The sequence below is a fragment of the Tepidamorphus gemmatus genome (assembly GCF_004346195.1).
GTDB classification, from domain to species: Bacteria; Pseudomonadota; Alphaproteobacteria; order Rhizobiales; family Tepidamorphaceae; genus Tepidamorphus; species Tepidamorphus gemmatus.
In genome coordinates this window covers 54,469-67,428 of the sequence record NZ_SMAK01000008.1, presented here as the reverse complement: position 1 = coordinate 67,428, position 12,960 = coordinate 54,469, and the positions used below count along the sequence as shown (strand labels likewise).

Genomic DNA, 12,960 nt, shown 5'->3' with positions numbered 1-12,960 from the left:
CGCCGAGCAGCCGGTATGTCAGCCGACCGCCACGCGCTGATTGTGCATCCGGCGCATCAGGTCCTTGGCGGTCTCGACCGTGATCGCGGCGTCGCGGCAATAGGCGTCCGCACCGATCGCACGGCCGAACTCCTCGTTGAGCGGCGCACCGCCGACCAGCACGATGTAACGGTCACGCAGGCCCTTTTCCTTGAGCGCGTCGATGACAACTTTCATGTAGGGCATGGTGGTGGTCAGCAGGGCGGACATGCCGAGGATGTCCGGCTGGTGCTCCTCGAGCGCCTCAAGATACTTCTCGACGGGATTGTTGATGCCGATGTCGATCACCTCGAAACCGGCGCCCTCCATCATCATCCCGACGAGATTCTTGCCGATGTCGTGAATGTCGCCCTTCACGGTGCCGATCACCATCTTGCCCATCTTCGGCGCGCCGGTCTCGGCGAGCAGCGGACGCAGGATCGCCATGCCGGCCTTCATGGCATTTGCAGACAGCAGCACCTCCGGCACGAACAGGATGCCGTCGCGGAAATCCTCGCCGACGATCCGCATGCCCTCGACCAGCGCATCGGTGAGCACCGAGTAGGGGGTCCAGCCGCGTTCCAACAGGATGCGGACACCCTCCTCGATCTCCTCCTTCAGACCGTCATAGAGGTCGTCATGCATCTGCCGGACGAGCTCGTCGTCCGAAAGCGAGGAAAGATCGAGATCATCACCCGACATGATGCACTCCGGCAGCGGTATGGCCCGATGAACTGCGTCGGATTATTCGCCAGGCGCCCCGGAATCCTTATGCTGGAACCGACTTGCCGGGTCGCAATTGCGACGGGGACGGGGCCGCCTGCCCGCTTGCGACCGACACGGCTACCGGCCCCTGACCTGTCATCTGCGGGGTGACGCCCGATGCCGGATCGGCCTTGCGGGCGTCGGCGATGCGGGAGGGGTCGTGGGCCGGACGAGGGAAGTGCGGTCGAGCGGCGGTCGGCGGCGCGTCACTGTTCCGGCCGCGCCGGGCGATGACGCAGGCGGGACACGGGCGGGCGGCGAGCCGGGGTAGGGTTCAAGGACTTGCAGGTTGAACGGCGCGCGAGAGGCATCTGTTCCATGAGCGATACCCATGAGGAAACCCGCGGCCGCAGGCGCGGCGGCGGGGCGGAGGCGCGGCGCGAGCGCAGGCGCGGCGGCGGCCAGCAGGCACTGCGCTACATCACCCGCAAGGTGCCGCTCTACGAGGTGCTCGACGAGGAGGGCCTCGCCCTGATCGAGGCCAATGCCGATCTCGTCCTCGAGGAGATCGGCATCGAGTTCCGCGAGGATGCGGAGGCGCTGAAGCTCTGGAAGGAGGCCGGTGCCGACGTCCGGGGCGAGCGGGTGCGATTCCCGAGGGGGCTCTGCCGCAGCCTGATCGCCACCGCGCCGAAGGTCTTCACCCAGCATGCCCGCAATCCAGAACGCTCGGTCCAGATCGGCGGCAACGCCACGGTGTTCGCTCCGGTCTACGGGCCGCCGTTCATCCGCAATCTCGATGAGGGCCGCCGCTACGCGACCATCGAGGACTTCCGCAACTTCGTGAAGCTCGCCTACGTCGCGCCGGCAATCCATCATTCGGGCGGCACGGTCTGCGAGCCGGTCGACCTGCCGGTCAACAAGCGGCATCTCGACATGGTCTACAGCCACATCCGCTATTCCGATAAACCGTTCATGGGCTCCGTCACGCATCCGCAGCGTGCCGAGGACTCTGTGACGATGGCGCGAATGGTGTTCGGCGAGGACTTCGTCGAGCAGAACTGCGTGCTGATCAACCTGATCAACGCCAACTCGCCGATGGTGTTCGATTCGACCATGCTCGGCGCGCTGAAGGTCTATGCGCGGGCGAACCAGGCAACGATCATCACGCCATTCATCCTGGCAGGCGCCATGTCGCCGGTCACCGTCGCCGGCACGCTGACCCAGGTGCTGGCCGAGGTGCTGGCAGGCGCAGCCTTCGCGCAACTCGTCAGGCCCGGCGCGCCGGTGGTGTTCGGCTGCTTCGCCTCGTCGATCTCGATGCAATCCGGCGCGCCGACCTTCGGCACGCCGGAGCCGTCGCTCGTCTCCTACGGCGCCGCCCAGCTTGCCCGCCGCCTCGGCATCCCGTTCCGCACCGGCGGCAGCCTGTGCGCCTCCAAGATCGCCGACGCGCAGGCCGCCTACGAAAGCGCCAACACGCTGAACGGCACGGTACTGGCCGGCACCAATTTCGTGTTGCACGCGGCCGGCTGGCTGGAGGGCGGGCTCGCCTCCGGCTACGAGAAGTTCGTCATGGACTGCGACCAGCTCGCCATGCAGCAGCGCTTCTGCGAGGGCGTCGACCTTTCGGAGAACGGCCAGGCTCTGTCGGCGATTCGCGAGGTCGGGCCCGGCAGCCACTATCTCGGCTGTGCCCACACCCAGGCGAATTTCGAGACCGCGTTCTACCGCTCGACGATCGCCGACAACAATTCCTTCGAGCAATGGCTGGCGGAGGGCGAGAAGCGCGCCGACGAGCGCGCCAACCAGCTTTGGAAGCAGTGGCTCGCCGATTACGAGGCGCCGCCGCTCGATCCCGGCATCGACGAGGCGCTCAACGAGTTCATGGCGAAGAAGAAGGCCTCGATGCCCGACGCCTTCGCGTGAGACACGGGCAAGCGCGTCGGCCAGTTTCCGGGAGGCAATCTCCCGGATTGCCGAGACGAACCCGGCGATGACATCTTCCGGAGGTGCGAATCTATACCGAACTGTCGTCCTCGCTCGCGGTGCACGGCCTCAGACCCCGCGGCGGATTTCATCCACGCGCCGGGGACAATGTGCCTGATGTCGCGGCAGGTGTTCCGACCCGGAGTATCATTCTGGTCGGCAATGCCGGCGCCGAGCTGTGGCCGGCCTTTGCGCCGCATGTCGACGGCGAACGGCACCCGCTCGACCGGTGGACACGGGCGACTGTCGCTGCGATCGCCGATCGCTTCGGCGCCCGCCCGGTCTATCCGTTCGACACGCCTCCCCTCCCCTTCCAGCAATGGGCCATGCGCTGCGAGCCGGTGCACCCCTCCCCGATCGGCATCCTGATGCACCCGGACCACGGGCTGTGGCACGCCTATCGCGCCGCATTGCTGTTTGCCGACATGATCGACCTGCCGGCGATCGAGGACCGGCAGAGCCCCTGCGAAACCTGCGCCGCGCGGCCGTGCCTTGCCGCCTGCCCGGTCGGCGCGTTCAGCGCGGCGGGCTACGATGTCGCCGCCTGCGCCGGCCATCTCGACTCCCCGGCAGGCCGGGAATGCCTCGAGAGGGGTTGCCGCGCCCGCGCCGCCTGTCCGGTGGCGGCGGACCGGGCCTATCCGCCCGGCCAGATCCGCTTCCACATGGCCGCATTCCATCGCGCAGTCGGGCGAAGGTAGTGGATCCCCCACCAAGTCATCCGAGGCGACGCGCAGCTGCGATGCGGGATCGGGACGCCCGACCGGCGGCGATGCAGCCTTCCGCTGCCGACTTGGCCTGGCGGCGGTCCGCGATGACGCGGAAGCTGATGCCTGCAATCGCTACAGGACGGCGAACCTATGCCCGGCGCCGGCCGCGCCGCGGGCGATCGCCATCGGGGCGCCCGGCCGCCTGCTTCAGCAGGATCGGCCCGAGCCGACGGACGATCTCATCGACATCCGGGCGCGCACGCGGCACATGGCTCTCCATCGCCGCGCGCATGGCGGCAAGGTGCCGCGGGGTGGTGCCGCAGCAGCCGCCGACGATGCGCGCGCCGGCATCGAGCGCGAGGCGCGTGTAGTCGGCCATCAACTCGGGGGTGCCGGTGTAATGGACATGGTCGCCGGTCACCTGCGGAATGCCGCAATTGCCCTTGGCGATGACGACGGCGTTCGGGTCGGCGGTGGTGATCTCGAGGATCGCCAACAACAGGTCCGGCGCCCCCACCCCGCAATTGCCACCGATGGCGGCGGGCGCAGGAGTCAGCGCGGCGGCAAGGTTCGGCAGTTCGGCCGGCGCAAGGCCCATCATGGTGCGGCCGGCGGTATCGAAACTGGCGGTGAAGACGTAGGGCAGCCCCGCGGCAGCCACGCCCTCGGCGGCGGCGCGGATCTCGTCCGGCGCCGACATGGTCTCGATCCAGAAGACGTCGGCGCCGCCGGCCTTCAGCCCTTCGGCCTGCTCGGCGAAGGCCTCGACCGCCTGGGCGAAGGTAAGTTCGCCGAGCGGGGCGAACAGATCTCCGGTCGGGCCGATGGACCCGGCCACCACCACCCGTCGGCCGGCCCTGTCCGCCACCTCGCGGGCAATCTCGGCGGCGCGGCGGTTCAGCTCGATCACCCGGTCGTGGGCATCATGCAGCCTCAGACGCCGGGCGTTGGCGCCGAAGGAGTTGGTGAGGATGATGTCGGCGCCGGCCTCGATGAACTCCTGATGCAGCTGGGCGACCCGCTCGGCCGACTGCACGTTCCACAGTTCCGGCGCGTCGCCCGAGGTCAGCCCCCGGTCGAAGTAGTTGGTCCCGGTCGCCCCGTCGGCGAGCAGGCGGCCCTTTTCGGCGAGAAGCTCGAGCAGCAAGATGGATGGTCCTCGGATGTGTCGGCCTCGCGGATAGCAGGCAGGCGGAAGCGGCGATATCCCAGGGGCGGCGCGGCGGTGTCGCAAGCAAGGGGCGCGGGCAGCGCGGTGTCCACAATCCGCCAACCTACCCCCGCATCCTCAGCCCGTCCGGGTCGAACAGCGGCGTTGGCTGGATCCGGGCCGGACGACGCTCGCCGATGATCTCGATCTCGAACGTTCCGTGAGCGCCATCCGCCAGGTGGGCGGGGACATAGCCCTGGGCAAGCGAGGCGTCGACATAGTGGCCGTAGCCACCCGACGTCACCCAGCCGACCACCCTGCCGTCGTGCCAGACCGGCTCGTCGCCGATCACGTCGGCATCGGCGGCATCGACGCGGAAGGTGACGCGCTTCAGCTTCGGCCCGTCGGCGAATTCCCGGGCGGCGGCGTCGCGGCCGATGAAATCGGGCTTGGACAGATCGACGAAACGGCCGACATCGGCCTCGTAGGGCCCGTAGATCGGGCGCAGCTCGCGGTACCAGGTCGGGAAGTTCTTCTCGAGCCGAAGCGACAGGAGCGCACGCATGCCGAAATTGACGATGCCGACGTCGGCACCGGCCTCCATGACCTTCTCGTAGAGCCGACGCTGATACTCCGGCGCTACCCAGATCTCGTAGCCGAGATCGCCGGTATAGCTGATGCGGCCGATCATGGCCGGCACCGCGGCGATGTCCATCGCGCGGAACGACATGAACGGGAAGGCCTTGTCCGACACGTCCTCGTCGGTGAGCCTTGCCAGCACGTGGCGCGCCTTCGGCCCCGCAATCGACAGCCCGACCAGCTTCATCCCCAGCGGTTCGATGGTGACGGATCCGTCCGGCGGCAGATGCCGCTCGAACCAGCGCATGTGATGGACCTGCGCCTGGCTCGACCCGAACATCATGAAGCGGTCGCCGTCGCGACCGGAGGACAGCCGGGCGATCGTGAAGTCGCCGATCAGCTTGCCGTTCTCGTTCAGCATCGGCGTAAGGACGATCCGGCCGGCGCGCGGCATCCGGTTGGTCATCAGCCGCGACAGGAAAGCCTCGGCGCCCGGGCCGCCTATCTCGTACTTGGCGAAATTGGCGATCTCGGTGACGCCGACCCGCTCGCGCACGGCTATGCATTCGGCCTTCACATGCGGGAAGTCGTTGGAGCGGCGGAAGGAAACGATATCCCTCGGCTCGACGCCCTCGGGCGCGAACCAAAGCGGCGTCTCGAGCCCCCAGGAATCGCCCATCACCGCGCCCTGCGCGCGCATCCGGTCGTAGAGCGGGGTGGTCTGCATCGGGCGGGCGGCCGGCAGTTCCTCGTTGGGAAACCGGATCGAGAAGCGGCGCGAATAGTTCTCGCGGACCTTGGCGTTGGTGTAGCCGAGCGTCGCCCAGCTGCCGAAGCGGGCGACATCCATCGCCCAGACGTCGAAGCCCGGATCGCCGTGCACCATCCAGTTCGACAAGGCGAGGCCGACACCGCCGCCCTGGCTGAAACCCGCCATGACGGCGCAGGCGCACCAGAAGTTCCGCAAGCCCCTGACTGGCCCGACCAGCGGGTTTCCGTCGGGGGCGAAGGTGAAGGGGCCGTTGATGACCTGCTTGATGCCGGCCCTTTCGAAGGCGGGGAAATGCGCGAAGCCGACTTCCAGCGACGGGGCGATGCGGTCGAGATCGGGCACCAGCAGTTCCTGGCCGAAGCTCCACGGCGCCTCGCGCGGCGACCAGGGGCGGCAGGCCTTCTCGTAGGTTCCCATCAGCATGCCGCCGCGCTCCTGGCGGATGTAGATCTCGCCCTCGAAGTCGATGGCGTGCACGACCTCCTTGCCCGTCGTCCGGTTGATCTCGGCGACCTCGGGCATGTCCTCGGTGAGCACATACATGTGCTCCATGGCGAGCACCGGCAGCTCCAGCCCGACCATGCGACCGACCTCGCGCGCCCACAGCCCGCCGCAATTGACGACGTGCTCGGCATGGACGGTGCCCTGCTCGGTGACGACCTGCCAGGTGCCGTCCGGGTTCTGGACGAGATCGGTGACGCGGTTCCTCAGCACGATCTCGGCGCCGCCGATGCGCGCCGACCTGGCATAGGCATGTGTGGTACCGGCCGGATCGAGATGCCCCTCGATCGGATCCCACAGCGCCCCGACGAAGTGCCGCTCGTCGATCAGTGGCAGCAGGTCCTTTGCCTCCTTCGGTGAAATGATCTCGAGCTCCATGCCCAGATAGCGGCCGCGCGCCTTGGCCATCTTCAGCCATTCCATCCGCTCGGGCGTGCCGGCCAGCTGCAAACCGCCGGTGAGATGCAGGCCGCAGGACTGGCCGGAGATCGCCTCGATCTCCTTGTAGAGACCGATCGTGTAGGCCTGCAGCTTGGCGACGTTGGGATCGCCGTTCAGCGTGTGGAAGCCGCCTGCGGCATGCCAGGTCGAGCCCGATGTCAGCTCCGAACGCTCGATCAGCATGACATCGCGCCAGCCGGCCTTGGTCAGGTGGTACAGCACGCTGCAGCCAACGACTCCCCCGCCGATCACGACGGCCTGTGCATGGGTCTTCATGGCAGCCTCTTCGTCATGCAAGCTCCGGCATCAGCGGATCAGAAATCCGTGGGCGCGCCGCCTTCGGCAATCCGCCGCTGCACATAGGCGTCGATCTCCTCGGCGATCGCCGGGTCGATGGGCGGTGGCTCGTAGCGCGACAGCACCTCCTGCCAGAGGCGGTTCGCCTTCTCGACGGCAGTCGGCGCGCCTGCCTCCTGCCAGGTCTCGAAGTTGCGCCAGTCGGAGATCAGCGGCGCGTAGAAGGCGTCGCGGTAGCGGGCCTGGGTGTGGGGCGTGCCGAAATAGTGGCCGCCCGGACCGACATCGCGCATCGCCTCGAGCGCCAGGCTGTCCTCGTCCACCGCGAGCGGGGTGAGGAATTCCGCCACCATCTGCAGGGTGTCGACATCGACCATGAACTTCTCGAAGGAGAAGGTCAGCCCGCCCTCCATCCAGCCGGCGGCATGCTTGATGAAGTTGCCGCCGCCCATGATCGCGCCCCACAGCGAGAAGATCGACTCGTAGGCGGCCTGGGCGTCCACCGCATTCGCCGCGCAGGTATTCGAGGTCCGGTAGGGCAGATTGTAGCGTCGGGCGAGCTGGCCGCCGACGAGGCAAGCCTTCATGTATTCCGGCGTGCCGAAGGCGGGCGCCCCGGACCTCATATCGACATTCGAGGTAAAGCCGCCATAGACCACCGGCGCGCCCGGGCGGACGAGCTGGGTGAAGGCGATGCCGGCGAGCGCCTCGGCGTTCTGCTGGACAAGCGCACCCGCCACCGTCACCGGCGCCATCGCGCCGGCCAGCGTGAACGGCGTCATCACGATCACCTGGTTGCGGCTCGACATCTCGATGATGCCCTGCAGCATCGGCGTGTCGAGCCGGAGCGGCGAGGACGAGTTGATGATCGACAGGATCGACGGCTCGCGCTCCAGCTGCTCGGACGTGATGCCGCGGGCGATGCGGGCGATCTCGATGCCGTCGAGATTGCGCTCGCGGCCGAGCGAATAGCAGTGGAACACCTTGTCGGTCAGGATCGCGAAATCGCGCAGACATTCCAGATGCCGGATCGAGGCGTGCAGGTCGACCGGTTCGAGCGGATAGCCACCGGTCAGGTGGATGATGTTGAAGGATTGGGCAAGCTTCACCGCCTTGCGGAAATCGGCCTGGTTGCCGGGTCGGCGGCCGGCATCGAGATCGGAACAGTTGGGTGCGCTCGCCATCTGTGCGAAGGCGACCCAGTTGCCACCGAAGCGCACATTGTGCTCGGGGTTGCGGGCGTGCAGCGTGAACTCCGGCGGACAGGTCTTCAGTGCCTCGCCAATCAGGCCCCGGTCGAGCCGGACCCGCGGCGAGCCCGGCACGACGTCTGCGCCGGCGCGCTTCAGGATTGCCCTGGCTTCCTCGTGCAGGAAATCCATGCCGATCTCTTCCAGCACCGTCAGCGAGGCATCGTGAATGGCCTCGAGTTCGTCGGCGCTGATCGCATCGACGGGCCGATAGGGCAGTCGCGGCTGGCGGAACGGCTTCTGCGGCAGGGCGGGCGACCGCCCCGCCCGGCCCGCACGGCCAGCCCGGCGCCCGGCGGAGTCGGCAGGCAGGCTGGAAGTATCGAGCGTCATGCTGACGCAGCTCCCGATCGTCAATCCGAGCCCCGGCGGATGTCGGAATCCTGGTGGGCAGTCGCCGCCCATGGGGCCTCAATGATGTCACGCTGCCGACAAAAACATCAGATTCCAAGCTGCTTTCGTCGTCATCGGGCGTCGAAGTCGCGGAACCGGCGGGACAGGTCGCAATCGAAGCATTTCTTGTCTTCGCGGTATTGCGGACTTGCGGGGCCTGCATGTTAGGCTGCGTCAGCTCAGTTGGAGAAACGACGCAATCGACCGCCATCTGCATGATGCCTCGCGACCGCCAGAACAGACATGAGGGGAGTGGGTCGCGACGGGTCATGCGATCGCAGCAACGGGAGGTTCAACACCAATGACCAGCAACGACACGCCGCGCCGCATTCATCCCAAGGTGCACGAGGCGCGGGACCTGATGAATCGTGGCCGGATGAGCCGCCGCGAATTCGTGCGCATCGCCGCGCTGCTCGGCCTGTCGGCCGGGGCGGCCTATTCGATGGCGGGACTGACACCGGCCTTCGCCACGCAGCCCGGCCTGCCCTTCCCGCAGGACGACAGCAATGCCAAGGAAGGCGGCATCCTGCGCGTCGGCATGCAGGTCCAGCGGATGGACGATCCGGCCACGTATTCCTGGGTCGAGATGTCCAACCAGACCCGCCACATCCTCGAATATCTGACGTTCACCACGCCGGACAACGTTACCCGGCCGATGCTCGCGGAGAGCTGGGAGGCGTCCGATGACCTGAAGACCTGGACCTTCAGGCTGCGCCAGGGCGTCGTCTGGCACAATGGCGACACCTTCAACGCCGACGACGTGATCTTCAATTTCGAGCGCTGGATGAACGCCGAGACGGCCTCCTCCAATATCGGCCTGTCGACCTTCGCGGCGATGGTCGAGGAGAAGGACGGGGTGAAGTCGATGATCCCCGGTTCGATCGAGCGGCTCGACGACTACACCGTCAGGCTGCACCTGACGAAGCCGGTGCTGTCGGTCGCCGAGGATCTCTACAACTATCCGACGGCGATCGTGCACCGGTCGTTCAAGCCGCCGTTCTCCGACAACCCGATCGGCACCGGGCCGTTCACGCTGAGCGAACTGCGGGTCGGCGAACGCTGCATTCTCAAGCGGGTGAAGGAGGCCGGCGGCAAGCCGTTCACCTACTGGGGCGGCAAGGTCTATCTCGACGAGATCCACTACTACAATTTCGACGAGGACAACCAGCTCACCGAGTTCGCCTCCGGCAATCTCGACACGATCTACGAGTTCGGCATCGAGCAGTATCCGCTTGCCGAGGCGCTGGACGGCAACATCATCGAGGCCCGCACGGCGCAGACGGTCTGCGCCCGGATGCGGGTCACCGAGAAGCCTTTCGACGACATCCGGGTCCGCAAGGCCGTGGTGATGGCCTGCGACAACTCGGTGTACAAGGACCTGGTGTTCCAGGGCCGCGGCGATATCGGCGAGAACCATCACGTCTCGCCAATCCATCCCGAGTACTACCGCCTTCCCGAGCTGAAGCGGGACGTCGAGGGCGCCAAGGCACTGCTGGCCGAGGCCGGCTATCCTGACGGCATCGAGCTCACCATCGACTGCGGCAACACCGACGGGCCGTGGCATCAGACGGTGTGCGAGATCATGCGCGACCAGCTCAAGGATGCCGGCATCCGGCTGAACATCAACGTGATTCCCGCCTCCCGGTACTGGGAGATCTGGGATACGACGCCGTTCGGGATCACCGCCTGGACCCACCGGCCGCTCGGCACGATGGTGCTGTCGCTCGGCTATCGCTCGAACGTGCCGTGGAACGAGAGCGCGTTCTCCGATCCCGAATTCGACAAGGCGCTCGACGAGGCGGAGGCGACGCTCGACGTCGAGGAACGGCGCGAGAAGATGGCAAAGGTGGAGAAGATCCTGCAGGATGCCGCCGTCATGATCCAGCCGATCTGGCGGCCGGTCTTCACCATCACCACCAAGCGCGTGCACGGTTTTCCGGCACATCCGACCCAGTACCACCAGTTCAACAAGGTGTGGCTGGACAGCTGATCGGTTGCGCGCCTGCGGCCGCGCCCGCCGGGCGCGGCCGGACTGCCGTAGACCTTGCTCGGGCACGGGTGTTCCTCACGGGACATCGGCTGCGGGCAGGCTATTGGAGGGGACGGCAGCGAATGCTGAAACTCCTGGTCCGCCGGCTCGGGCAGATGCTGCTCATCATGGCAGTGGTCTCGCTCGTGCTGTTCGTGGTGTTCGACAGCCCCGAATTCAAGAAGCAGATCGCGGTCAACGAACTGGGCGGCTTCGGCGTGCGAGCGCTGACCGAAGAAGCCTACAACAACTGGCTCGAGCAAAAGGGTCTCAACGTCCCTTTCCATGAGCGCTACATCGACTGGCTCGGCAACATACTCCGCGGCGACTTCGGCTTCTCCTTCGAGAAGAACACCGCTGTCGGCCCGCTGCTCGCCGAGCGGCTGATCAACACCGGCATCCTCGCCTTCTGGGTGTTCGCGCTGATGATCCCGCTCGCGCTGGGCACCGGCGTGCTGGCGGGCATGAAGGAAGGTTCGCTTCAGGATCGCGCCTTCTCGTTCATCTCGGTGTTCACGACCTCGATCCCCGAGATCGCCACCGCCATCTTCCTGACCGTCATCTTCGCGCTGGGGCTCGGCTGGCTTCCCACCAAGTCGGCGATGACGCAGGGCTTCGACTGGCGCCAGCTGGTGCTGCCGGTGGCGACCCTGGTCATCTACGACTTCGGCTACGTCGCCAGGATGACGCGCGCCTCGATGGCCGAGGTGATGACCTCGCAATACATCCGCACCGCGATCCTGAAGGGCATCCCCTATTCGCGGGTGATCCTCCGGCACGCCTTGCGCAACGCGCTGATCGCGCCGTTCACCGTGATCGTGCTGCAGCTCAACTGGCTCTTGTCCGGCGTGGTCGTCGTCGAGGTGTTCTTCCAGTACAACGGTTTCGGCAAGCTGTTGCTCGATGCGGCGCTGTTCGGCGACATCTACGTGATCCAGGCAGCGACGCTCGCCGCCGTGTTCGTCGCGGTCGCCTCGCAGATCATCTCGGACGTCGGCTACACGCTGCTCAATCCGCGCATCCGCTTCGGCTAGGCAGACGCACCATGACCCTGTCCGCCTCCGCCTCACCCGAATCGCCCTCCCTGCTCGGCCGACTGTCGCGGCCGCGCCCGCTGATCGCGCTGGCGCTGGTGATGTGGGTGCCGCTGATGACCTACGTCCTGTTCGACCGGTACATGGGCGATCTCGGCGAAGTGCTGCTGATGCCGGCAATCCCGGCGACGCTGTTGCTCTATGTTCTCGCGGTCAGGGCCTGGTCAGAGTCGCGGATCGCGGTGATCGGCGCGTCGCTGGTGTTCTTCTGGCTGCTCATGGCAGTCTCGGCACCCTTCCTGCCGCTGCTCGATCCGAACCAGCCGGTCGCGCCGTTCACCCTGCCCTTCACCGAGCGCAACGGCGTCTTCTACTGGCTCGGCACCGACTTCAAGGGGCGCGACATGCTGTCCCGGGCGATCTGGGGCTGCCAGCGGGTCCTCGTATGGGGCATCACCGCCACCTTCGTGGCCTATGTCATCGGGACTGCCTTCGGGCTGATCGCCGGCTATCTCGGCGGCTGGTGGGACGAGGTGATCTCGTTCATCTCCAACATCATCCTGTCGTTCCCGGTGATGGTCCTGTTCATCCTGATCCTGAACTATCTGGGCCAGTCGGGCTTCAACATCGTCATCGCCGTCACCTTCGCCTCGGCGCCGGCGATCATGCGCATCGTCAGGGGGCTCGCCCTCGACATCAAGTCGCGCGACTACGTCTACGCCGCCCAGACCCGCGGCGAACATCCGATCTGGATCATGGTCGTGGAGATGCTGCCCAACGTGCGCGGGCCGATCATCGTCGATGCCTGCCTGAGGCTCGGCTACACGACGGTGGCGATCACCACGCTGACCTTCCTCGGGCTCGGCCTGCAGCCACCCGATCCCGACTGGGGTCTGATGATCCGCGAGGCCGCCAACACGGCACTGATCTTCAAGTTTTCCTACATGCTGGTCATTCCGGCGGCGTCGGTCTCAACGCTGATCCTCGGCTTCAACCTGATGGCCGACGGACTGCGCGAGATGAGCCTGCAGGATTGAGGGGAGGCATGGATCGCTCGACGCGCCACGCACCGGCAGTCGCCCCCCCGTCATC

9 protein-coding genes are annotated in these 12,960 nt (G+C 66.7%); 5 read left to right on the top strand and 4 right to left on the bottom strand.

What is annotated here, in order from left to right; genetic code table 11:
- Positions 1 to 18: 18 nt before the first annotated feature.
- The gene (locus tag EDC22_RS13225; RefSeq protein WP_132807149.1) at positions 19 to 720 is read right to left on the bottom strand and encodes a corrinoid protein; all 702 of its coding nucleotides are present in this window, start codon (positions 718 to 720) and stop codon (positions 19 to 21) included.
- A 381-nt stretch (positions 721 to 1,101) separates the two neighbouring features.
- Here EDC22_RS13225 and EDC22_RS13220 point away from each other — a divergent pair, with 381 nt between their 5' ends.
- Both EDC22_RS13220 and EDC22_RS13215 read left to right on the top strand, forming a co-directional pair.
- On the top strand, positions 1,102 to 2,652 hold the full coding sequence (locus tag EDC22_RS13220; protein ID WP_132807148.1) for a trimethylamine methyltransferase family protein: 1,551 nt from the start codon (positions 1,102 to 1,104) through the stop codon (positions 2,650 to 2,652).
- Between the two features lie 83 nt (positions 2,653 to 2,735).
- Positions 2,736 to 3,413, top strand: coding sequence for a hypothetical protein (locus EDC22_RS13215; RefSeq protein ID WP_132807147.1), 678 nt, complete (start codon positions 2,736 to 2,738; stop codon positions 3,411 to 3,413).
- A 157-nt stretch (positions 3,414 to 3,570) separates the two neighbouring features.
- On the opposite strand, the gene bmt is transcribed toward EDC22_RS13215, so the two are convergent.
- The 3 genes from bmt to EDC22_RS13200 form a co-directional block, all read right to left on the bottom strand.
- Entirely contained in the window at positions 3,571 to 4,569 is a 999-nt protein-coding gene (gene bmt, locus EDC22_RS13210; protein WP_245499758.1) for a betaine--homocysteine S-methyltransferase, read from the bottom strand.
- A gap of 127 nt (positions 4,570 to 4,696) precedes the next feature.
- Entirely contained in the window at positions 4,697 to 7,141 is a 2,445-nt protein-coding gene (locus EDC22_RS13205; RefSeq protein ID WP_132807146.1) for a GcvT family protein, read from the bottom strand.
- A gap of 38 nt (positions 7,142 to 7,179) precedes the next feature.
- On the bottom strand, positions 7,180 to 8,745 hold the full coding sequence (locus EDC22_RS13200; RefSeq protein WP_132807145.1) for a trimethylamine methyltransferase family protein: 1,566 nt from the start codon (positions 8,743 to 8,745) through the stop codon (positions 7,180 to 7,182).
- Between the two features lie 361 nt (positions 8,746 to 9,106).
- Here EDC22_RS13200 and EDC22_RS13195 point away from each other — a divergent pair, with 361 nt between their 5' ends.
- The 3 genes from EDC22_RS13195 to EDC22_RS13185 all read left to right on the top strand — a co-directional run bounded on the left by EDC22_RS13195 (position 9,107) and on the right by EDC22_RS13185 (position 12,905).
- Positions 9,107 to 10,795 carry an ABC transporter substrate-binding protein gene (locus tag EDC22_RS13195; protein WP_132807144.1) on the top strand — a complete coding sequence of 563 codons (1,689 nt, stop codon included), beginning with the start codon at positions 9,107 to 9,109 and terminating at the stop codon, positions 10,793 to 10,795.
- Positions 10,796 to 10,917: 122 nt separating this feature from the next.
- Entirely contained in the window at positions 10,918 to 11,868 is a 951-nt protein-coding gene (locus tag EDC22_RS13190) for an ABC transporter permease (RefSeq protein ID WP_132807143.1), read from the top strand.
- Between the two features lie 11 nt (positions 11,869 to 11,879).
- On the top strand, positions 11,880 to 12,905 hold the full coding sequence (locus EDC22_RS13185) for an ABC transporter permease (protein ID WP_245499757.1): 1,026 nt from the start codon (positions 11,880 to 11,882) through the stop codon (positions 12,903 to 12,905).
- The last annotated feature ends 55 nt before the right edge of the window (positions 12,906 to 12,960 follow it).

Coding starts and splice junctions, on each gene's coding strand:
- EDC22_RS13190 (WP_132807143.1), top strand. CDS start 10,918: ATGCTGAAACTCCTGGTCCGCCGGCTCGGGCAGATGCTGCTCATCATG.
- EDC22_RS13220 (WP_132807148.1), top strand. CDS start 1,102: ATGAGCGATACCCATGAGGAAACCCGCGGCCGCAGGCGCGGCGGCGGG.
- EDC22_RS13200 (WP_132807145.1), bottom strand. CDS start 8,745: ATGACGCTCGATACTTCCAGCCTGCCTGCCGACTCCGCCGGGCGCCGG.
- EDC22_RS13185 (WP_245499757.1), top strand. CDS start 11,880: ATGACCCTGTCCGCCTCCGCCTCACCCGAATCGCCCTCCCTGCTCGGC.
- EDC22_RS13195 (WP_132807144.1), top strand. CDS start 9,107: ATGACCAGCAACGACACGCCGCGCCGCATTCATCCCAAGGTGCACGAG.
- EDC22_RS13225 (WP_132807149.1), bottom strand. CDS start 720: ATGTCGGGTGATGATCTCGATCTTTCCTCGCTTTCGGACGACGAGCTC.
- EDC22_RS13205 (WP_132807146.1), bottom strand. CDS start 7,141: ATGAAGACCCATGCACAGGCCGTCGTGATCGGCGGGGGAGTCGTTGGC.